Below are 19,752 nucleotides of genomic sequence, written 5' to 3' on the forward strand. Positions count from 1 at the left end.
CCTCGAACTGACCTGGACCCCTTATGCCCCGGCGCTTATTCAAACGGTACATGCCCGATCCCACGAGTATCAAGGAACACAAGTCCTTACGATTTCTCGGCACGCTGCTGCATGACCCCAACCTCTGGCACCTGAACCGGCACTCGGTGGCGCGCGCCATGGCGGTGGGTTTGTTCGCGGCATTTATCCCGATTCCCTTGCAGATGTTGTTGGCGGCGTTCCTGGCGATTGCGGTGCGCGGCAATATGCCCATCGCCGTCAGCCTGGTATGGCTGACCAACCCGATCACCATGCCGGTGGTGTTTATTTGCACCTACATGACCGGCGCCTGGCTGATGAATGTGCCGCCGCGCAGCCTGCCCGACCACCTGACCTGGGAATGGATCAGCAGCCAGTTGAGCACGCTGTGGCAGCCGTTTCTGCTGGGCTCGGTGGTGCTGGGGGTGGTGCTGGGCGCACTGGCTTATTGCCTGACCATGGGCTATTGGCGTTGGTGGGTTGCGCACCAGTGGAAGAAACGCAAACAGCGCCGCGCTTGAAGATTAGCGGGCCAGCAGGCGCAGGTGCACCCGCAAACCTTGCCCGGCATTTTCCGCCCACAAGCGGCCACCCTGGCGCTGCACGGCGTTGCGCGCGATGCTCAGGCCCAGCCCAAAACCGCCATCACCGGGCCGTGAGCCGTCCAAACGGGTAAAGGGCGCGAAGATACGTTCCAGGTCTTGCTCATCAATGCCGCCGCCCTGATCCTCCAGCCAGATGTGCCAATAATCACCTTCTCGGCACCCGTCCAGCGTGACCAGCCCGTGCGCGGGAGAATGCCGAATGGCGTTGCGCAGGATATTTTCCACGGCCTGGGCCAGTGCATTCAGGTTGCCGCGCACCCAGCAGTCGCCCGCCAACAGGCAAGGCAAGCGCGAGGCTGGCCAGCCACTTTCAAAACAGGCGTTTTCCCGGAGCATGTCCCACAACGCCTGGAGCTGAATCTCTTCATTGGGCAGCGGGGTTCTTTCGCTGTCCAGCCAGGCCAGTTGCAGGCTGTCTTCCACCAGCCGTTGCATGGCGTCGACTTCGCGCCCCAGCCGCTCGCGCAACTGCGCCAGATCCTGCTCGCTGTCACAGGCCACGCGCAAACGGCTCAGCGGCGTACGCAGTTCATGGGACATGTCCCGCAACAGCTGTTGCTGCAACACCACCGTGCCCTGCAACCGCTCGGACATGTGATCAAAGGCGCGGCCCAGTTCGCCCAACTCATCCTGGCGACTGGTGGCCTCGCGAGACATGCGCGTGTGCAATTGATCAGCGCGCCAGGCATTGGCCTGCTCGCGCAGTTGGTTAAGGGGCATGATCAGCAGGCGATAGAGGCCCACGCACAGCAACAAGGTAAACAGGCCGGGGATCACGCCATTGGTTACCACCCGCCAGAACAGTTGATAGCGCCCAGGCTTGAAGCGTTGCGGCAATTCAATCACTAGCGAGCCGACGCCCGGGTCCACTGGAAACGGGATTTTCAACCACGGCAGGCCTTTGACATGCCGGCTGACCGGCCACTCCAGCCCGCGCAAGAAGGTCAAACGCTGGCTTTCCTTGTTACTCAACGGCGTGCTGCTCAACGATTGCAAGTCATTGCCGATCACACCGATCCACGTGGTTTCGCGCGTGGCCATCAGTTGCAGCCAGGCATCGACGCCCGCACTGCCCTGGGTGCTCCACGCCAGCTCGGCACCGGCCGCATAGCTGCGCAGAATCTCGCGCGACTCGTCGGCCAGGTAGGCATTTTGCTGTTCCATGTACCGGCCCCAGGACCAACTGAGCCAGATCATCAGCAAACAGAAGGCAATCAACAGGCAGGCGAGCTTCCAGAATAACGAATGCTTACCGGGCAACTGTTTGAGCAGCCGCTCAAAGCGCTTCATCATGACCGCTCAGCACATAGCCCTTGCCCCACACCGTGCGCACTGCTTGCTCGACGTAGCCGATGGCCTTGAGCTTGCGACGAATCTGGCTGATATGCATGTCGAGGCTACGGTCGTGGGCTGCGTAACCACGCTGCAATACGTGCTGATAGAGGAAGGCTTTGCTGAGGACTTCGTCGGCATTACGGTGCAGGGTTTCCAGCAGGCGATATTCGCTGCGAGTCAGCCCGGCAAAGTGGCCCTGATAAAAGACGTCGCACAATTGATCGTCAAAGCGCAGCGTGCGGGTGTCGTCGCGTGGCGGCGAGAGGCTCGGCAACGAACGGCGGTCGAGGGCCACGCGGCGCAGGATGGCTTCGATGCGCACCCGCAGTTCGATCATGCTGAACGGCTTGGGCAGGTAGTCGTCGGCGCCGAGGCGAAAACCGCTGACGCGATCGGCTTCCGCGCCCAGGGCCGACATCAGGATCACCGGGGTCGCATGGCTCTGGCGCAGGTGCGTGAGGATCGACAACCCGTCCAACCCCGGCAGCAGGATATCCATCAACACTACGTCAAACGCCTGATCGCGGGCCATTTGCAGGCCCTGCTGGCCGTCCTGGCACCAAGTAACCTGGAAGCCACAGCGACCCAGGTGCTCATGGACGTAGGCGCCAAGCACAGGGTCATCTTCGATTGTCAGGATACTGGGTAAGCCAACTGCGGGATTCATTAGCGTCTGCAAGTCATTCTCAATGGCCGATTATTCAAGATTAAACGGCCACAGGCAATCGCCACCCGGCCCCCAATGGCCCGAAGATTGCGCTCTGTGATTAATTTGCGAGATTCCAGACTGCGCAAATGGCTACACTGCGCAGGTGGCGTGGGCCGGATGCCCGCGTGGATAATTGAAAACCATGTGGTAGCAGGAGAGTGGCGTGCTTAGAAGAATGGGGATAAAAGGCCGCGTACTGTTGCTGACCTTGTTACCGACCAGCCTGATGGCCCTGTTGTTGGGGGGCTATTTCACCTGGATGCAGCTCTCGGAGTTGCAAACCCAGTTGCTGCAACGCGGCGAAATGATCGCCGAACAACTGGCGCCGTTGGTGGCCCCGGCCCTGAGCAGTAAAAACACGGACTTGCTGGAACGCATCGCCACCCAATCCCTGGAACAACCGGACGTGCGCGCCGTGTCGTTCCTGGCGCCGGACCGCTCGCCCCTGGCCCACGCCGGCCCGACCATGCTCAACCAGCCGCCCATCGGCAACAGTTCCCACCTGCTGCAGCGCACCGGCAATGACGCTACGCGCTACCTGCTACCGGTGTTTGGCCGCCATCGCAACCTCGCGGGCGAGTTGATTCCCGATGAAGCCGACCGCCTGCTGGGTTGGGTCGAGGTGGAACTGTCGCACAATGGCATGCTGCTGCGTGGCTATCGCAGCCTGTTCGCCAGCCTGCTATTGATCGCCATCGGCCTGATCTGCACCGCGGCGCTGGCAATGCGCATCAGCCGCACGATCAACTCACCGATCGGCCAGATCAAACAGGCCGTGGCTCAACTCAAGGACGGCAACCTGGAAACCCGCTTGCCGCCGTTGGGCAGCCAGGAATTGGACCAGCTCGCTTCGGGCATCAACCGCATGGCCGAGACCCTGCAAAATGCCCAGGAAGAACTGCAACACAGCATCGACCAGGCCACTGAAGACGTGCGCCAGAACCTGGAAACCATCGAAATCCAGAACATCGAACTGGACCTGGCACGCAAGGAAGCCCTGGAAGCCAGCCGTATCAAGTCGGAGTTCCTGGCCAACATGAGCCATGAAATCCGCACGCCGCTCAACGGCATCCTCGGCTTCACTCACTTGTTGCAAAAAAGCGAACTGTCGCCGCGCCAATTGGATTACCTGGGCACCATCGAAAAGTCCGCCGACAACCTGCTGGGCATCATCAACGAAATCCTTGATTTCTCAAAAATCGAAGCCGGCAAGCTGGTCCTCGACAGCGTGCCGTTCAACCTGCGCGACTTGCTGCAAGACACCCTGACCATCCTCGCACCCGCGGCACATGCCAAGCAGCTCGAACTGGTCAGCCTGGTGTACCGCGACACCCCGCTGGCGCTGGTCGGCGACCCGTTGCGCCTCAAGCAGATCCTCACCAACCTGATCAGCAATGCGATCAAGTTCACCCGCGAAGGCACCATCGTGGCCCGGGCGATGATCGAGGACGAACAGGAAGACAGCGTGCAACTGCGCATCAGCGTGCAGGACACCGGCATTGGCCTGTCGAACCAAGATGTACGCGCGTTGTTCCAAGCCTTCAGCCAGGCCGACAACTCGCTGTCGCGCCAACCGGGCGGCACCGGCCTGGGCCTGGTGATTTCCAAGCGCTTGATTGAGCAGATGGGCGGCGAAATCGGCGTCGACAGCACACCGGGCGAAGGCTCGGAATTCTGGATCAGCCTTAACCTGCCCAAGACCCGCGACGACGTCGACGATCTGCCCTCCCCGCCGCTGCTCGGCCGCCGCGTGGCCGTGCTGGAAAACCACGAACTGGCACGCCAGGCGCTGCAACATCAGCTGGAAGACTGCGGCCTGGAAGTCACGCCGTTCAACACCCTGGAAAGCCTGACCAACGGCATCACCAGCGCGCATCAAACAGAACAGGCGATTGACCTGGCGGTACTCGGCGTGACCGCCAATGACATTCCGCCCGAGCGCCTCAACCAGCACCTGTGGGACCTTGAGCACCTGGGCTGCAAAGTGCTGGTGCTGTGCCCGACCACCGAACAGATGTTGTTCAACGAATCGGTGCCCAACCCCAACAGCCAATTGCAGGCCAAGCCTGCGTGCACACGCAAGCTGCGTCGCGCCCTCGCCGACCTGATCAGCCCACGCCCTACGCGCAACGAACCCGGCGAGCCACTGTCCAGCCGTGCGCCACGCGTGCTTTGCGTGGACGACAACCCTGCCAACCTGCTGCTGGTGCAAACCCTGCTCGAAGATATGGGCGCCAAGGTCCAGGCGGTGGAAAGCGGTTATGCCGCTGTCGACGCAGTGAAGCAGGAAACGTTCGACTTGGTATTGATGGACGTACAAATGCCCGGCATGGACGGCCGCCAAAGCACCGAGGCAATCCGCCAATGGGAAAGCGAGCGCCACGGCACGCCGTTGCCGGTAGTCGCCCTCACCGCCCACGCCATGGCCAACGAAAAACGCGCCCTGTTGCAAAGCGGCATGGACGATTACCTGACCAAACCCATCAGCGAACGCCAACTGGCCCAAGTGGTGCTGAAATGGACCGGCCTGGCCCTACGCAACCAAGGCCCGGATCGCGCGGCTGACGGCCTGGGCGCCAGCACAAAACTGCTGGTGCTGGACCATGAGGAAGGCCTGCGCCTGGCTGCCAACAAGGCCGACCTGGCCGCCGATATGCTCGCCATGTTGCTGGCGTCTCTGGAAGCTGACCGCCTGGCGATTACCGTTGCGCGCGAAGCCAATGACAACAACGCTCTGATTGAACGTGTCCACCGCCTGCACGGCGCCACGCGCTACTGCGGCGTGCCGCAATTGCGCGCCGCCTGCCAACGCGCGGAAACCTTGCTCAAGCAAGACGATGCCAAGGCCATGGCCGCCTTGGATGAGCTGGACATGGCGATTGCCCGGTTGGCCAGTGAGGCGCGCGTCAGCGTCTAAAGCTTCTCTGTGGGAGCGGGCTTGCCCGTGATAGCGGTGCGTCAGTCGACTCCCCACGCGACTGAGGCGCCGCCATCGCGGGCAAGCCCGCTCCCACAGGGGTTATGTATTAATTCAGTGAGAGCAGGAAGCTTTTTTCATGCGCGTCATTCTTTTCAGCAGCCAGACCTACGACCGCGACAGTTTTCTCGGCGAGCCGCTGCCGGCAGGCATTGAGCTGCAATTTCAGCCCGCCCGGCTCAACCTCGACACCGTGGCCCTGGCCGAACACCACGAAGTGGTCTGCGCCTTTATCAACGATGACCTCAGCGCCCCGGTGCTGGAGCAGTTGGCCAAAGGCGGTACCCGCCTGATTGCCCTGCGCTCGGCCGGTTACAACCATGTCGACCTGCCCGCCGCCCAGCGCCTAGGCCTGACCATCGTGCGCGTGCCGGCCTACTCGCCCCACGCGGTGGCCGAACATGCCGTGGCCCTGATCCTCGCTCTCAACCGCCGCCTGCACCGCGCCTACAACCGCACCCGCGATGGCGATTTCAGCCTGCACGGGCTGACCGGTTTCGACTTGGTGGGTAAAACGGTCGGCGTGGTCGGCACCGGGCAGATCGGCGCCACCTTCGCCAAGATCATGGCCGGGTTCGGCTGCCAATTGCTGGCCTACGACCCCTTCCCCAACCCGCAGGTCCAGGCCCTCGGCGCCCACTACGTAAGCCTGCCCGAGCTGCTGGCGCAAGCACAGATCATCAGCCTGCACTGCCCGCTGACCGCCGACAGCAAACACCTGATCAACGCCGGTTCCCTGGCACAGATGCAACGTGGTGCGATGCTGATCAACACCGGTCGCGGCGGCCTGGTGGACACCCCGGCCTTGATCGAAGCGCTCAAGGACGGCCAGCTCGGCTACCTGGGGTTAGATGTATACGAGGAGGAAGCCCAGCTGTTTTTCGAGGACCGTTCCGACCTGCCGCTGCAGGACGACGTACTCGCGCGCCTGCTGACCTTCCCCAACGTAATCATCACCGCGCACCAGGCGTTCCTTACCCGCGAGGCCCTGGCGGCGATTGCCGGCACCACGTTGAGCAACATTGCCGCATGGGCCTTGGGCCAGCCGCAAAATCGAGTCGAAGGTTGATCAGCGGTCACATACCAGGCTCATGATGGGCCGGCACCCGTGATAGGATGCCGCGCCTATTTGGAGGATCCATGGCCGAACACGATTTCCGCTTCAGCTTGCTGAGCCCGCAACACACCCTGATCGAATGCCGCGCCCTGGTGCCGGGCCGTTATCAAGTCACTGGCAACGGTGGCTCGATCAAGCACGGCGACGTGCTGATCGTCACCCTGCGCGGCAGTAAAACCCTGTCGATGCGCCTGACCGTCGAAGGTGACGCGCGCTACTCCATCCGCCCGGCGGGCCAATGGGTCGCCATGGGCCACGGGCCGAAGTTCGGCGAGCTGGAGATTCACACCTGGAAGGTCAATTGCGACAGCTGCGAGAGCGTGCTGGAGTTTGAATTCGCGGTGGAAACCAAGCTGACCAAAGAGCCGCTGCAGCCGGCTGCCAACGCGCGCATCAAGGAACTGGGCTGGGCCAGCGAAGGCGACAAGCACCGCTGCCCGAAATGCCAGCAGGCCGCGCAATGAAAGGCCTGCTTCTACTCGCGGCCGTCGGGGTTGGCCTAACCGGCTGCGCCGGCGATGCGGTGAAGCTCAAGCAGGACCACAGCTACGTGGTGGAATGGATTGGCGAACGGCCGCTGATGGATTACGCGCACCTGACCGTCACCCTCGGCGCCGATGGTCGCGCCTACGGCAATGGCGGCTGCAACCACTGGTTTGCACCGTACACCGTCGAGGGTGAAAAGCTGAACTTCGGCAAGATCGGCAGCACCCGCAAACTCTGCGCCGAGGCCTTGATGGAGCAGGAGCACCGCTTCTTCCAGGCCCTGCAAGGCGTGCAGCGTTGGGATATCTCGCCGATTGAACAGACGCGCTTCTGGCCGGCTGAAGGCAAGCCTATTCGCCTGTGGCTTGAAGAAGGCTGATCGCCTTAATTGCAAACTGGCTTTCTGTGGGAGCTGGCTTGCCTGCGATAGCATCGACTCGGTATCACAGACGTACCGGGTCGCCCGCATCGCAGGCAAGCCCACTCCAACACTTTTAACCGCGTAAGGCTTTAAGTTTGGCGAGCACCCCTTCCGCCGTCTGCTCACCCATCAACTGTTCCCGCACCTTGCCCTTGTCATCAATGATGTAGGTCACCGGCAATGCCTCGCTGCGCGGAATATCAAAAATCGCTTCAGGGTTCTGGGCCAGCACGGTGAACTTGATTCCCAGCTTCTCGCTGGCGGCCTTGAGCTCTTCACCCTGCACATTGTCGAAGTTAACCCCGAACACGCCGACGTTTTGCCCTTTCAACTGCTCGGCCAGGGCATTGAGTTCCGGAATTTCCGTGCGGCACGGGCCACACCATTCGGCCCAGTAGTTGACCACCGCCCATTGCTTGTCCAAGCGTTCGGACGCGACTTTCTTGCCGTACTGGTCAACGCCGTAGTCGTTACCGCAGCCGCTTAGCAGCAGGGTTGTGATGATCGCCAATGCACCGATCAGTCGCCTTGTCATGGGATAATCCTTCGCAAAAAATGAACGTTGGCTGCGACCTATCGCCTCTTACGGTTTAAGGACGGGACGCTGCGCAGGTAGAATACCCGCCACCTTACGCAAGATGCGACCCGCACATGACCGATCTGACGCTTTATCACAACCCGCGCTGTTCGAAATCCCGCGGTGCGCTCGAACTGCTGGAAGCCCGCGGCCTGAATCCCACCGTCGTGCGCTACCTGGAAACGCCGCTGAATGCCGCGCAAATAAAGGCCCTGCTGACCAAACTGGGCATCAGCGCGCGCCAACTGCTGCGCACCGGCGAAGACGAATACAAAACCCTCAACCTGGCCGACGCCAGCCTCAGTGAAACGCAACTGATTGTTGCCATCGCCGAACATCCCAAGCTGATGGAACGCCCGATCCTGGAAACCGCCGATAAAGCCGTCATTGGCCGCCCGCCGGAAAACGTGCTGGAGCTGCTGCCGTGACCGCGCCGTATGTGCTGGTGTTGTATTACAGCCGCAATGGCTCGGTGAGCGAAATGGCCCGGCAGATTGCCCGGGGCATCGAGCAGGGCGGGATGGAAGCGCGACTGCGTACCGTGCCGGCGATTTCTACCGAGTGCGAAGCCGTGGCGCCAAGCATTCCGGACGAAGGCGCGCTGTATGCAAGCCTCGATGACCTGAAAAACTGCTCGGCCCTGGCCCTTGGCAGCCCGACGCGTTTTGGCAACATGGCCGCGCCGCTCAAGTATTTCCTCGACGGCACCAGCAACCTGTGGCTGACCGGCGCCCTCGTCGGCAAGCCGGCCGGCGTGTTCACCTCCACCGCCAGCTTGCACGGCGGCCAGGAAACCACGCTGATGTCGATGCTGTTGCCGTTGCTGCACCACGGCATGCTGATCACTGGCCTGCCTTACAGCGAACAAGCGCTGCTCGACACCCAGGGCGGCGGCACGCCGTATGGCGCCAGCCACCACGCCGGGCCCGACGGCAGGCGCCTGCTCGACCCGCACGAAATCACCCTGTGCCGCGCCCTCGGCCTGCGCCTGGCCAACACCGCCACACTGTTGGAGAACGGCCGTGGCCAGAAAGCCTAAGGTCCTACCGCCCCAGGCGTGGCTGGAACCCCGGGTCAAGGTCGCACGCGCGCTGAGCCTGCTGGCGTTTCTTGGGTTGGTGGGGTTGCTGTGCGGGTATTACCTGTTCATCGCCGACCTGCACGGCGCGCGCCCGTGGGTGATCCTGCTGATCGAACTGGTGCCGCTGCTGGTGCTGGCGCCGGGGATGCTGCTGGGCAGCGCACGCGGGCATTCGTGGATGTGCTTTGCGGTGAATTTGTATTTCATCAAGGGCGCGCTGGCCGCGTATGACCCGAACCGACAGTGGTTCGGGGTGCTGGAAATGCTCGCGAGCCTGGCGGTGTTTTGCACCGCGTTGTTGTATGTGCGGTGGCGGCATCAGTTGAATCGGCGGTTGGCTGAGGCCTGATAGCGATTCGGCGCCTGATAGTCAGTCTTCGCGAGCAAGCCCGCTCCCACATTTGTCCGCGTACATCCTTTGGAATGCGGTCGAATGTGGGAGCGGGCTTGCTCGCGAAGGCATCACCTCGGTCTCAATGGTTGACGGTGTAAGCCAACATCATCGACAACTGGCACATCGGCCGGCCACTCTCGGCATGCCATTGGTTGAACGCGCCCTGCACCGTCGCCAAATCCCGCAGGCTGGTCGGCGCCTTGTCGACAATCTTCTGCGCATTCAACGCCGCCACCACGTCATAGCTCGGCACAAACGTGTCTTTGCCCACCATGCGCAAGAAACGCGGCGCCGACAGCCCGCCCAACTGGTGGCCGTGCTTGCTCAGGTATTTCCATAACCCGACGATATCGGTCACCGGCCACTCGGCGATAAACGCGCCGAAGCTGCCCTTTTCCTGCTCGATGTCGAGGATCATCTGCGCATTGCGCGGCACGCTCTTGAGCTTGCCCAGGTGACGGATGATGCGCGTGTCCTGCATCAGCCGCTCCAGGTGCTCGGCGCCCATCAGCACGACCTTTTCCGGGTCGAAGCCGAAGAAAACCTGCTCGAACGCCGGCCACTTGCCGTCCACCACGCTGTGCTTCAAGCCTGCACGGAATACGCGCAGCGCCAGGGTCGAGAGGTAGCGATCATCACTGATCTTGCGCAATTGCGCCGGGGTCTTGGGTACAGGCAGGTGGGCTTCCAGCTCGGCCGCTGAACCGAAGCGGTTCAGACAATATTCGTGCAGCCACTTGTAATCGCGCATGCCCTCTCCTGGCAATTGAATTGAAAACGGCGCCCGTGAGCGCCGTCTTTCAGAGCGTTGAAACGTCTTAGAGGTTCACAACATTGACGAAACGCGAGGCGGCAGTCTCGTCGATTTTAAGGCGGGTGAAGTCGAACAGGTTGCGGTCAGCCAACTGCGACGGCTGCACATTCTGCAGGCTGCGGAAGATGCTTTCGGTACGGCCCGGGGTCTTGCGCTCCCAGTCCACCAGCATGTCCTTGACCACCTGGCGCTGCAGGTTCTCCTGGGAGCCGCACAGGTTGCACGGGATGATCGGGAATTGCTTGAGGTCTGAGTAGGCCTGGATGTCCTTCTCGTTGCAATACGCCAGCGGGCGGATCACCACGTTGCGCCCGTCATCGGCGCGCAGCTTGGGCGGCATAGCCTTGAGCGAGCCGTTGAAGAACATATTGAGAAAGAAGGTTTCGACGATGTCATCGCGGTGGTGACCGAGCGCCATCTTGGTCGCGCCGATCTCATCGGCAAAAGTGTACAGCGTGCCACGGCGCAGGCGCGAGCACAGCGAGCAGGTGGTCTTGCCTTCCGGGATCAGCTCCTTGACCACCGAGTAGGTGTCTTTTTCGACGATGTGGTACTCGATGCCCAATGCTTTCAGATAGGCCGGCAATACATGCTCGGGAAAGCCTGGTTGTTTCTGGTCCATGTTGACGGCGACGATCTCGAACTTGATCGGTGCGACCTTTTGCAGGTGCAACAGCACGTCAAGCAGGGTGTAGCTGTCTTTGCCGCCGGAGAGGCAGACCATGATCTTGTCGCCCTCCTCGATCATGTTGAAATCGGCGACCGCTTCACCGGCCAGGCGACGCAGGCGTTTTTGCAGTTTGTTCTGGTTGACCGTAAGAGTGCCCATGGCGCTTGGATCCGCTAAAGGTGTGTGACGAAAAGCCGGTTATTTTACCTTCATGACTGACCGAGTTCCAATGTGGGGGCAGGCAAGCCAGCGCCCACAGTCGACCGAGTCATTACTGACAGACCTCAGCGCGATTAGCGCCACTGTTTACAGCGCAATTTGCTCTAAAGCCCTACAGTTTTTCCGGTCATCACTTCCTATACTGTGACTTAAGGTCGCATATAACTATCCAGGACCTTTGAGGCCATTTGGCCCGTGGGCGCTCCGATGGGGGGCGATGGTAATAACGACAGGAGTGACTGGCATGATCCATCACGTCGTGGGGCTGTTTACCCATCCCGACCAGGAATGGCGGGAAATTCGTGGCGATAAAGAAGAAAGTATCGGCCACATGTACCTCACTCACACCCTGATTCTGGCGGCGATCCCCGCCGTTTCCGCGTTTATCGGCACCACACAGGTCGGCTGGGTCATCGGCAACCGTGCCCCGGTCATGTTGACCCAGGAAAGTGCGTTGTGGATGACGATCATGTCGTACGCAGCCATGCTCGGCGGCGTGGCGGTGATGGGCGCGTTCATTCACTGGATGGCCCGTACCTACGACGCCAGCCCCAGCATGGCGCGCTGTGTGGCGTTTGCCACCTACACCGCGACACCGCTGTTTATCGGCGGGCTGTCAGCGCTCTATCCGCATATGTGGCTGGGGATGGTCGTGGGCACAGCGGCTATCTGTTACACGGTGTACCTGCTCTATGTCGGGCTGCCAACGTTCATGAGCATCGACCCCGACGAGGGCTTCCTGTTTTCCAGTTCAGTGCTCGCTGTAGGTTTGGTGGTGCTGGTGGCAATCATGGCGTTTACCGTGATTGTCTGGGGCTTGGGCGTTGGCCCGATTTACACCAACTAGGCGGATAAAACCGTAGGCAAAGCCACCGCAAGGTGGCTTTGTGCGTTATGCATGACCATTCGGCGCCTGACAGATTCGGAAACACCGGCTTTTGCGGCATACTGGACGCCTCTGGAGAGATGGTCAGCATGCCCGAGCAACTCAATACCCGCGTCGAAGATTGTTTCCTGCAAGCCGAATCCTTTTTTAAACGAAGCTTCAAACGCCCCCAGGTCAGCCTCAAGCTGCGGGGCCAGAAGGCCGGTGTCGCGCATTTGCACGAGAACCTGCTGCGCTTCAACCCACAGTTGTACCGCGAAAACAGCCAACATTTCCTTAAACAGACCGTGGCCCACGAAGTGGCGCACCTGATCGCCCACCAATTGTTTGGCGAGCGCATTCAGCCCCATGGTGAGGAATGGCAATTGATCATGCGTGGGGTTTACGAACTGCCGCCGGATCGCTGCCACACCTATGAAATCAAACGTCGGCAAGTGACCCGGTATATCTACCGCTGCCCGTGTGCCGACAGCGATTTCCCGTTTTCGGCCCAGCGCCATGGGTTGGTAAACCAGGGGCGACGGTATTTGTGTCGGCGCTGCCGGCATACCTTGGTGTACACCGGGGAAACTCGGGTGGAGTGATTGCTGGTGTCTGTGATGGCCCCATCGCAGCATCGGTATCCTTTTTGTGTCGTGCTAGGCCGATGACGAGTTTTTTAGGTAGATATGAGTACATATCCGTTGCTGCGGTAACGGCGGCTATTGGTTCCGCCCTTACGGCCATGCCTTTCAAGGTCTGCGTTTAAAAGTTCGTTTAAAGCAGTGTTTAAGTCTGTTTATCCGACTTGGCAGCCTTAAGCACCCGAGCTGTTGAAACATGAGCCCGTGCGGCCTTACCTTCCAGCCACTCCTTGGGTTTGGCGACTTTAGGGCCGCGCGGGCTTTTCGCGACGGCCTTAGGTTTGATCAACCTCGCCAGGGCCAGTAACCGCTCTGCCAACCCTTGCGAGGTCTTTTCGAGAGGGAAGTTTTCCGCCGGTAATGCGATCTGCATTCCCTCATAACCGCTGCGAACGTGCACCGCCAAATGGTAAATCGAAGCCTCCCAACTCGCTGGCTGCGTTTCGCGGTGCGCCTGTTCCACACTGCGTTTGAGAACCGACAAAACGTTGTAAGCCAGAACCGCCGAGGCGAAGCCCAGCAGCGCGGCTTTAGGGCTACCAAGGCTCTTAATCTCACTGTCGAGCACCGATTCAAGGCGTTGGAACATCCCTTCAATACTCCAGCGGCGGCGGTATAAATCAGCTATTTGTCGAGCGCTGATGGTGTCGGGCAAATTGCTCCAGAACCACATCACCAAATCACCTGAGTCATTTGCCGTTTGCAGGCTCAACTCAACGCGTCGCCAGCGGCGACCGCCTTTTACTTCGATGGTTTGTTCGCGAACGGTTCCGGTGTCGACGGTCCCTGACTCTTGCCAGTCGCCTTCCTGGATCACACGTGGATGTTTGCTGTGTTGGCGAACGATGAACGAGGCCCCTGTGTTTTCGCAGGCTTGCAGGACAGGCAGCGTGCAATAAAGTCGGTCAGCCATCCATAGTTGACCCGCGCTTGCGCGGGCCAACAGCGGTAGAACACTGACCCGCTCGCTGGCATGGGCGTCTTCCCAAGGCTGAAGATCGACGACTAAATCCAGATCAGGATCGTAGGCCACTACGGAAAACCCTGGGCGAGCCGCAGCTCGCTCGCTGCGCAAAGGGCCTAAACGTTTTTCAGTGGCCGGTAGGTGGTTGCCATCGACAATGCGCAACTGCCAGCCGGGTAGTATCGATGAGTGGCCGAGCGTTTTGATGGTTGGTTCTAAACGCTCTGCGCTGCCTGAGATGAGGGCTCGAAGCACCTCGGGTTCGGTCCGATTGATCTTGTCATAGAGCGCCGCAACGCTCACCGAAAGGCCCTCCATCTTACGCGCTGCAGCGTGCAGTGATGGCCTCAAGCCCAATGAAACAAGGGACATCAGCTCTACAACGGTTGAAAACAAGAGCTCACGGGAGTACTGGCGTTGTCGGTGGTCATTGAACACCTTGTCAACCCACTCGGCAGGTACGGCCTGCTCCAATACCAGCTTGGTCATGACACTGGCCGGCGCCTGCTTTTCAAACCGTTCTAGAACCTTTTCCCACATCGTTTCGTCATCCTGACTAAAGTATTTGTTTATGTTTTAAACCAAGACCTTGAAAGGCATGGCCCTTACGGCGGGTCACTTTTGGAAAAGAGCCCCAAAAGTAACCAAAAGGGCTCTTGCCCCACCACTCGGTGCCTCGCCTAGGCTCGGCATGCCCTCACTCCGGCTTGAATCCGTGGGCCGCCGCCATGGGCCATCCTTGGCCCATCGCGGCTAACCCGGCGTCCTGCCGGGTTACCCACGGATTCAAGCCTGCGTTCGGCCATCGTGGTTAACGGGGCGCCTCAGATCAAGATCAAAAGCAGATCAAAAGCAAGAGCACGGCGGCCTAGTAGCCGACCTGAGTGGTAGAAGCAAAAGCAGGGCAAAAGCACAGCAGCACACTCTCTGTCTGATGTACCGAGATCCAACTGTGGGAGCGGGCTTGGCTGCCAGCACCGCAGTGCTCTGCTTTTCTGTGGGAGCTGGCTTGCCTGCGATGCAAGCACCTCGGTGTGTCAGGCATAACCAGCCGATGCCATCGCAGGCAAGCCAGCTCCCACATTAGATTGAGTTCAGTTTCAAATATCAGGTCGGCTGTCAGGCCGCCTCGGCCTTGCTTTTGATTTAACCACTCAGGTCGGCTACTAGGCCGCCGTGCTCTTGCTTTTGATCTTGATCTTAGGCGCCCCGTTAAACCACGCTGGCCGAACGCAGGCTTTGGAGCGGGGGTAAACCGGCAGGACGCCGGTTTAGCCGCGATGGGCCAAGGATGGCCCATGGCGGCGGCCCCCGCTCCAAAGCCGGAGTGAGCAACCGTGTCGAAATTCAAGCCATTTCAGCGAAATGCTTTTGATCGCGCACCATCGCATTCAAGATCGTCAGCAGCTTTCTCATGCATGCAACCAGCGCTACTTTCTTCGTCTTTCCTGCAGCAAGCAGATGGTTGTAGAACCTCTCGATCACCGGGTTATGGCTCTTCGAGGACAAGACGGCCATGTAAAGCACACTTCGAACCTCAGCTCGACCACCCCATATCCGTCTACGCCCTTTGTAGAGGCCGCTATCGCAGTTAAAAGGCGCCACACCAACCAAGGCAGCCACTTGTTTGCGATTAACCTTGCCCAGCTCCGGAACCATCGCCAGCAGCGAAAGTGCGAGCACGTTGCCAACACCAGCGACCTCGCGTAGCAAATCATAATTGGCCTTCCAGACCGGGGAAGCCTTGATGGCTTCGTGCAAGTCATCGTCTGTGCTTTTAAGCCGCTTTTGAAGCCAGGTGATATGTGCCTTGATGTCTCTTCGAAGTGCCTTGAATACCGCCTGCTTCAGCCGAGACTCCTCCGCCACGATCATGTCGATGAGTTGGCGGCGTCGAGTGAGTAGATCTGCCAGCTCACGAGTGTGTTCATCTGGCATCTCTCGAATCTCGGGTTTGACCGCCTGGGCAAACTCCGCAATCACCTGGGCATCCAGAGCATCGGTTTTAGCCAACCGACCGGTAGCTTTGGCGAAATCACGCACCTGGCGGGGGTTGACGACAACGACTGGCAGTCCCGCAGCGCAAAGCTCCGCAGCCGCAAGCCGCTCATATCCCCCAGTTGCTTCCAACACCACCAAAACCGGCTCCTGAGCCTTGAGATGTTTAGCTAAACGCTGGATATCTTCTTGAGTATTGAAAAACTGTTCGACTTGGCCAGTGGTGCTGACAAATGAGTCGAGCTTGTTTTTGGAAACATCAATTCCGACAAACGCAGAGTCATGGTCCATGGTGTTTTCCTCACGTCCAACCTTGCAGAATCGGGCTTCGCGCCCTGGCAACCGTTCGGACTAGTTTAGGAAGGAATCTGCTTCGACCCACGCTCACTCACGATCTCGAAATCCGAGGGCATAACGGTCTGAAGCAGATGAAAATCATCTTACAAGGGCACACCGAGCCTAAGCGAGGTGCCGAGTGGTGGGGCAAGAGCCCTTTTGGTTACTTTTGGGGCTCTTTTCCAAAAGTGACCCGCTGTAAGAGCCATGCCTTTCAAGGTCTTGGTTTAAAACATAAACAAATACTTTAGTCAGGATGACGAAACGATGTGGGAAAAGGTTCTAGAACGGTTTGAAAAGCAGGCGCCGGCCAGTGTCATGACCAAGCTGGTATTGGAGCAGGCCGTACCTGCCGAGTGGGTTGACAAGGTGTTCAATGACCACCGACAACGCCAGTACTCCCGTGAGCTCTTGTTTTCAACCGTTGTAGAGCTGATGTCCCTTGTTTCATTGGGCTTGAGGCCATCACTGCACGCTGCAGCGCGTAAGATGGAGGGCCTTTCGGTGAGCGTTGCGGCGCTCTATGACAAGATCAATCGGACCGAACCCGAGGTGCTTCGAGCCCTCATCTCAGGCAGCGCAGAGCGTTTAGAACCAACCATCAAAACGCTCGGCCACTCATCGATACTACCCGGCTGGCAGTTGCGCATTGTCGATGGCAACCACCTACCGGCCACTGAAAAACGTTTAGGCCCTTTGCGCAGCGAGCGAGCTGCGGCTCGCCCAGGGTTTTCCGTAGTGGCCTACGATCCTGATCTGGATTTAGTCGTCGATCTTCAGCCTTGGGAAGACGCCCATGCCAGCGAGCGGGTCAGTGTTCTACCGCTGTTGGCCCGCGCAAGCGCGGGTCAACTATGGATGGCTGACCGACTTTATTGCACGCTGCCTGTCCTGCAAGCCTGCGAAAACACAGGGGCCTCGTTCATCGTTCGCCAACACAGCAAACATCCACGTGTGATCCAGGAAGGCGACTGGCAAGAGTCAGGGACCGTCGACACCGGAACCGTTCGCGAACAAACCATCGAAGTAAAAGGCGGTCGCCGCTGGCGACGCGTTGAGTTGAGCCTGCAAACGGCAAATGACTCAGGTGATTTGGTGATGTGGTTCTGGAGCAATTTGCCCGACACCATCAGCGCTCGACAAATAGCTGATTTATACCGCCGCCGCTGGAGTATTGAAGGGATGTTCCAACGCCTTGAATCGGTGCTCGACAGTGAGATTAAGAGCCTTGGTAGCCCTAAAGCCGCGCTGCTGGGCTTCGCCTCGGCGGTTCTGGCTTACAACGTTTTGTCGGTTCTCAAACGCAGTGTGGAACAGGCGCACCGCGAAACGCAGCCAGCGAGTTGGGAGGCTTCGATTTACCATTTGGCGGTGCACGTTCGCAGCGGTTATGAGGGAATGCAGATCGCATTACCGGCGGAAAACTTCCCTCTCGAAAAGACCTCGCAAGGGTTGGCAGAGCGGTTACTGGCCCTGGCGAGGTTGATCAAACCTAAGGCCGTCGCGAAAAGCCCGCGCGGCCCTAAAGTCGCCAAACCCAAGGAGTGGCTGGAAGGTAAGGCCGCACGGGCTCATGTTTCAACAGCTCGGGTGCTTAAGGCTGCCAAGTCGGATAAACAGACTTAAACACTGCTTTAAACGAACTTTTAAACGCAGACCTTGAAAGGCATGGCTGTAAGAGCGGAACCCATAGCAGCCGTTACCCAAATAACGGATATGTACCCAGCGCCCCCGCGACAACCCAAGAATTCACCCCATAAAAAGTTGCGTAGATACCCATGCCCAGGCCCTACCCAACCACCCTGGCACGACGCAACTCGGCTATCCGCTGAGCATCTATCCCCAGCTCAGCCAACACTTCATCCGTATGCGCCCCCACCGCCGCACCAATATGCCGAGGCTCTGGCAACCCCTCTGAAAATTTCAACGGGCAGGCGATTTGCGCCTGGGCCGAGCCATCGCCGCGTGGCACCTGGCTGACCAACTCCCGCGCTTTCAGCTGCGGATGCTCCACCGCTTCACTCAAACGGAGCACCGGCTCCACACACGCATCCACCCCGGCAAACAGCTCGCACAATTCATCAAAGCTGCGCTTTTCAAACTCAACCTGCAGCGCCCGCTTGAGGGCTTTTTGCTGTTCCGGCTGGGGAGACAGGCCTTGCGCTGCCAACTCCGGCCGCCCCAAGGCCGCGCACATTTGCTGCATAAACGCGGGTTCCAGGCTACCGACCGACATCCAGCGCCCATCCCGGGAGCAGTAGTAATCATAGAAACTGCCACCGTTAAGCACATGGGTTTCCCAACCCGGCTCGACCCCACAGGCCAGGTAACCGGCGCCGGCCATGGCGTTCAGGCTGAACGAACAATCGGTCATGCTCACGTCCAGGTATTGGCCGACCCCGCTGTGCTGCCGCGCAATCACCGCCGCCAGCAAACCCACCACCGCGTGCAGCGAGCCACCGCCGACATCCGCCAATTGCACGCCCAGCGGCAGTGGCCCGCTGTCCTGGCGCCCGGTGTGACTGGCGATGCCCGCCAGCGCGAGGTAGTTGATATCGTGCCCAGCGCGGTCCTTATAAGGCCCCGTCTGACCGTAGCCGGTGATCGACACATAAATCAGCCTGGGATTGATCGCCTTCAACGCCGCATAACCCAACCCCAGACGCTCCATCACCCCAGGGCGGAACTGCTCCAGGACGATGTCGTAGTCCTTGACCAGCGCCCGCACAATCTCCAGCGCCTCGGCCTGCTTGAGGTCCAGCGCCAAGCTGCGTTTGTTGCGATTGAGGTAGGCATGGCTCGCCGACGTGCCCTGATCATGGGGCGGCAGGATCCGCAACAAGTCCATGCGCGTGGGCGATTCGATGCGCAACACTTCTGCGCCCATGTCCGCCAGCATCAAGGACGCGAAGGGGCCAGGCAGCAAGGTGGAAAAATCCAGCACTTTGAGGGACGCCAAGGGACCTGACATGAGCACTCCAATTCGGTTTTGAATGCCCACAGCGTAGGCAGGCTTAGTGCTACCGGCAATCGTCAGAACGATCAGCGACAGTGACCGTTTTGATCACGGCGGGCTTTTTCGCGGCGGCGGCTTTATCATTGGCCCACGTTTATTTGCAGAGTGCTCCATGAAGTTTGCGATTGCGCTGTTTTCCGCCGCCCACGCGCCCTCCTCGCGCCGCGCCTTGCTGTTCGCCCAGGCGGCGCTTGCCGGTGGGCATGAGATTGTGCGGCTGTTTTTTTATCAGGACGGCGTGTACAGCGCCGCCAATAACATCGTTGCGCCCCAGGATGAGCAAGACATCGCCCGGCAATGGCGCGAGTTCGTCAGCCAGCATCAGCTCGACGGCGTGGTGTGCATCGCCGCGGCCTTGCGCCGTGGCGTGCTGAACAACGAAGAAGCCACGCGTTATCAACGCAGCGCGGTGAACCTGGCTGCGCCGTGGGCGCTGTCGGGCCTTGGGCAGTTGCATGACGCCGCCCAGGCCGCCGACCGCCTGATCTGTTTTGGAGGGCCGTGAC

General features: G+C 59.8%; 20 protein-coding genes. 12 read left to right on the forward strand and 8 right to left on the reverse strand.

The genetic code is table 11. The features are described from left to right. The first annotated feature begins 23 nt into the window (after positions 1 to 23). Entirely contained in the window at positions 24 to 539 is a 516-nt protein-coding gene (locus tag K0P33_RS19170; protein ID WP_242150554.1) for a DUF2062 domain-containing protein, read from the forward strand. A gap of 3 nt (positions 540 to 542) precedes the next feature. On the opposite strand, the gene K0P33_RS19175 is transcribed toward K0P33_RS19170, so the two are convergent. Together K0P33_RS19175 and K0P33_RS19180 are read right to left on the reverse strand one after the other, a co-directional pair. Next, entirely contained in the window at positions 543 to 1,913 is a 1,371-nt protein-coding gene (locus tag K0P33_RS19175; RefSeq protein ID WP_242156081.1) for a sensor histidine kinase, read from the reverse strand. Then, on the reverse strand, positions 1,900 to 2,625 hold the full coding sequence (locus tag K0P33_RS19180) for a response regulator transcription factor (protein WP_094952296.1): 726 nt from the start codon (positions 2,623 to 2,625) through the stop codon (positions 1,900 to 1,902). The genes K0P33_RS19175 and K0P33_RS19180 overlap by 14 nt, the downstream gene beginning before the upstream one ends. 205 nt (positions 2,626 to 2,830) lie before the next feature. On the opposite strand from K0P33_RS19180, the gene K0P33_RS19185 reads away from it, so the two are divergent. The 4 genes from K0P33_RS19185 to K0P33_RS19200 all read left to right on the forward strand — a co-directional run bounded on the left by K0P33_RS19185 (position 2,831) and on the right by K0P33_RS19200 (position 7,626). Next, positions 2,831 to 5,584, forward strand: coding sequence for a response regulator (locus tag K0P33_RS19185; protein WP_242150557.1), 2,754 nt, complete (start codon positions 2,831 to 2,833; stop codon positions 5,582 to 5,584). A 139-nt stretch (positions 5,585 to 5,723) separates the two neighbouring features. Further along, positions 5,724 to 6,713, forward strand: a complete 990-nt coding sequence (locus tag K0P33_RS19190; RefSeq protein ID WP_242150560.1) for a 2-hydroxyacid dehydrogenase — start codon at positions 5,724 to 5,726, stop codon at positions 6,711 to 6,713. Between the two features lie 71 nt (positions 6,714 to 6,784). After that, positions 6,785 to 7,225: a hypothetical protein gene (locus K0P33_RS19195; RefSeq protein ID WP_242150562.1), complete on the forward strand. Its 441-nt coding sequence runs from the start codon at positions 6,785 to 6,787 to the stop codon at positions 7,223 to 7,225. Beyond that, positions 7,222 to 7,626, forward strand: a complete 405-nt coding sequence (locus K0P33_RS19200) for an META domain-containing protein (protein ID WP_242150567.1) — start codon at positions 7,222 to 7,224, stop codon at positions 7,624 to 7,626. Before K0P33_RS19195 ends, K0P33_RS19200 begins: the two co-directional genes overlap by 4 nt. A gap of 115 nt (positions 7,627 to 7,741) precedes the next feature. Here K0P33_RS19200 and K0P33_RS19205 read toward each other — a convergent pair whose 3' ends face one another. Next, on the reverse strand, positions 7,742 to 8,203 hold the full coding sequence (locus K0P33_RS19205) for a TlpA disulfide reductase family protein (RefSeq protein ID WP_094953770.1): 462 nt from the start codon (positions 8,201 to 8,203) through the stop codon (positions 7,742 to 7,744). A gap of 116 nt (positions 8,204 to 8,319) precedes the next feature. Here K0P33_RS19205 and arsC point away from each other — a divergent pair, with 116 nt between their 5' ends. Genes arsC through K0P33_RS19220 form a run of 3 tightly spaced genes read left to right on the forward strand, consistent with a single transcriptional unit; the run spans position 8,320 to position 9,675 of the window. Next, on the forward strand, positions 8,320 to 8,673 hold the full coding sequence (arsC, locus tag K0P33_RS19210) for an arsenate reductase (glutaredoxin) (protein WP_094953771.1): 354 nt from the start codon (positions 8,320 to 8,322) through the stop codon (positions 8,671 to 8,673). Further along, positions 8,670 to 9,284 (forward strand): NAD(P)H:quinone oxidoreductase, encoded by a 615-nt coding sequence (gene wrbA / locus K0P33_RS19215; RefSeq protein ID WP_242150570.1) that lies wholly within the window; start codon positions 8,670 to 8,672, stop codon positions 9,282 to 9,284. The genes arsC and wrbA overlap by 4 nt, the downstream gene beginning before the upstream one ends. Next, complete coding sequence (locus tag K0P33_RS19220; protein ID WP_094953773.1) at positions 9,268 to 9,675, forward strand: DUF2069 domain-containing protein; 408 nt, start codon at positions 9,268 to 9,270, stop codon at positions 9,673 to 9,675. The genes wrbA and K0P33_RS19220 overlap by 17 nt, the downstream gene beginning before the upstream one ends. 124 nt (positions 9,676 to 9,799) lie before the next feature. On the opposite strand, the gene K0P33_RS19225 is transcribed toward K0P33_RS19220, so the two are convergent. Continuing rightward, a complete protein-coding gene (locus K0P33_RS19225) occupies positions 9,800 to 10,471 on the reverse strand; it encodes a DNA-3-methyladenine glycosylase I (protein WP_094953774.1) in 672 nt (223 codons plus the stop codon). 67 nt (positions 10,472 to 10,538) lie between these two features. Further along, positions 10,539 to 11,363, reverse strand: coding sequence for a tRNA 2-thiocytidine(32) synthetase TtcA (ttcA, locus tag K0P33_RS19230; RefSeq protein ID WP_094953775.1), 825 nt, complete (start codon positions 11,361 to 11,363; stop codon positions 10,539 to 10,541). Positions 11,364 to 11,667: 304 nt separating this feature from the next. Between ttcA and K0P33_RS19235 the strand changes: the two genes are divergently transcribed. Beyond that, positions 11,668 to 12,270, forward strand: a complete 603-nt coding sequence (locus tag K0P33_RS19235; RefSeq protein WP_094953776.1) for a Yip1 family protein — start codon at positions 11,668 to 11,670, stop codon at positions 12,268 to 12,270. A 128-nt stretch (positions 12,271 to 12,398) separates the two neighbouring features. Then, on the forward strand, positions 12,399 to 12,893 hold the full coding sequence (locus tag K0P33_RS19240) for a SprT family zinc-dependent metalloprotease (protein WP_056861886.1): 495 nt from the start codon (positions 12,399 to 12,401) through the stop codon (positions 12,891 to 12,893). 184 nt (positions 12,894 to 13,077) lie between these two features. Here K0P33_RS19240 and K0P33_RS19245 read toward each other — a convergent pair whose 3' ends face one another. Beyond that, positions 13,078 to 14,385 carry an IS4 family transposase gene (locus K0P33_RS19245; RefSeq protein ID WP_242150573.1) on the reverse strand — a complete coding sequence of 436 codons (1,308 nt, stop codon included), beginning with the start codon at positions 14,383 to 14,385 and terminating at the stop codon, positions 13,078 to 13,080. Positions 14,386 to 15,243: 858 nt separating this feature from the next. Then, entirely contained in the window at positions 15,244 to 16,185 is a 942-nt protein-coding gene (locus K0P33_RS19250; protein ID WP_094953916.1) for an IS110 family transposase, read from the reverse strand. Between the two features lie 363 nt (positions 16,186 to 16,548). On the opposite strand from K0P33_RS19250, the gene K0P33_RS19255 reads away from it, so the two are divergent. Beyond that, positions 16,549 to 17,856: an IS4 family transposase gene (locus tag K0P33_RS19255; protein WP_242150573.1), complete on the forward strand. Its 1,308-nt coding sequence runs from the start codon at positions 16,549 to 16,551 to the stop codon at positions 17,854 to 17,856. 163 nt (positions 17,857 to 18,019) lie between these two features. On the opposite strand, the gene K0P33_RS19260 is transcribed toward K0P33_RS19255, so the two are convergent. Continuing rightward, positions 18,020 to 19,201 carry a CaiB/BaiF CoA-transferase family protein gene (locus K0P33_RS19260; RefSeq protein WP_242150576.1) on the reverse strand — a complete coding sequence of 394 codons (1,182 nt, stop codon included), beginning with the start codon at positions 19,199 to 19,201 and terminating at the stop codon, positions 18,020 to 18,022. A gap of 157 nt (positions 19,202 to 19,358) precedes the next feature. On the opposite strand from K0P33_RS19260, the gene tusD reads away from it, so the two are divergent. Beyond that, positions 19,359 to 19,751: a sulfurtransferase complex subunit TusD gene (gene tusD / locus K0P33_RS19265; RefSeq protein WP_242150579.1), complete on the forward strand. Its 393-nt coding sequence runs from the start codon at positions 19,359 to 19,361 to the stop codon at positions 19,749 to 19,751. Position 19,752 lies beyond the last annotated feature (1 nt).

Source organism: Pseudomonas sp. ArH3a (assembly GCF_022648765.1).
In the GTDB taxonomy this organism is placed as follows: domain Bacteria; phylum Pseudomonadota; class Gammaproteobacteria; order Pseudomonadales; family Pseudomonadaceae; genus Aquipseudomonas.

Excerpts from the sequence above, each read along its gene's own strand:
- K0P33_RS19260 (WP_242150576.1), bottom strand. The coding sequence starts at position 19,201 with ATGTCAGGTCCCTTGGCGTCCCTCAAAGTGCTGGATTTTTCCACCTTG.
- K0P33_RS19245 (WP_242150573.1), bottom strand. The coding sequence starts at position 14,385 with ATGACCAAGCTGGTATTGGAGCAGGCCGTACCTGCCGAGTGGGTTGAC.
- K0P33_RS19240 (WP_056861886.1), top strand. The coding sequence starts at position 12,399 with ATGCCCGAGCAACTCAATACCCGCGTCGAAGATTGTTTCCTGCAAGCC.
- K0P33_RS19200 (WP_242150567.1), top strand. The coding sequence starts at position 7,222 with ATGAAAGGCCTGCTTCTACTCGCGGCCGTCGGGGTTGGCCTAACCGGC.
- K0P33_RS19235 (WP_094953776.1), top strand. The coding sequence starts at position 11,668 with ATGATCCATCACGTCGTGGGGCTGTTTACCCATCCCGACCAGGAATGG.
- ttcA (WP_094953775.1), bottom strand. The coding sequence starts at position 11,363 with ATGGGCACTCTTACGGTCAACCAGAACAAACTGCAAAAACGCCTGCGT.
- K0P33_RS19190 (WP_242150560.1), top strand. The coding sequence starts at position 5,724 with ATGCGCGTCATTCTTTTCAGCAGCCAGACCTACGACCGCGACAGTTTT.
- K0P33_RS19180 (WP_094952296.1), bottom strand. The coding sequence starts at position 2,625 with ATGAATCCCGCAGTTGGCTTACCCAGTATCCTGACAATCGAAGATGAC.
- K0P33_RS19175 (WP_242156081.1), bottom strand. The coding sequence starts at position 1,913 with ATGAAGCGCTTTGAGCGGCTGCTCAAACAGTTGCCCGGTAAGCATTCG.
- arsC (WP_094953771.1), top strand. The coding sequence starts at position 8,320 with ATGACCGATCTGACGCTTTATCACAACCCGCGCTGTTCGAAATCCCGC.
- K0P33_RS19250 (WP_094953916.1), bottom strand. The coding sequence starts at position 16,185 with ATGGACCATGACTCTGCGTTTGTCGGAATTGATGTTTCCAAAAACAAG.
- tusD (WP_242150579.1), top strand. The coding sequence starts at position 19,359 with ATGAAGTTTGCGATTGCGCTGTTTTCCGCCGCCCACGCGCCCTCCTCG.
- K0P33_RS19195 (WP_242150562.1), top strand. The coding sequence starts at position 6,785 with ATGGCCGAACACGATTTCCGCTTCAGCTTGCTGAGCCCGCAACACACC.
- K0P33_RS19170 (WP_242150554.1), top strand. The coding sequence starts at position 24 with ATGCCCCGGCGCTTATTCAAACGGTACATGCCCGATCCCACGAGTATC.
- K0P33_RS19255 (WP_242150573.1), top strand. The coding sequence starts at position 16,549 with ATGACCAAGCTGGTATTGGAGCAGGCCGTACCTGCCGAGTGGGTTGAC.
- K0P33_RS19205 (WP_094953770.1), bottom strand. The coding sequence starts at position 8,203 with ATGACAAGGCGACTGATCGGTGCATTGGCGATCATCACAACCCTGCTG.
- K0P33_RS19225 (WP_094953774.1), bottom strand. The coding sequence starts at position 10,471 with ATGCGCGATTACAAGTGGCTGCACGAATATTGTCTGAACCGCTTCGGT.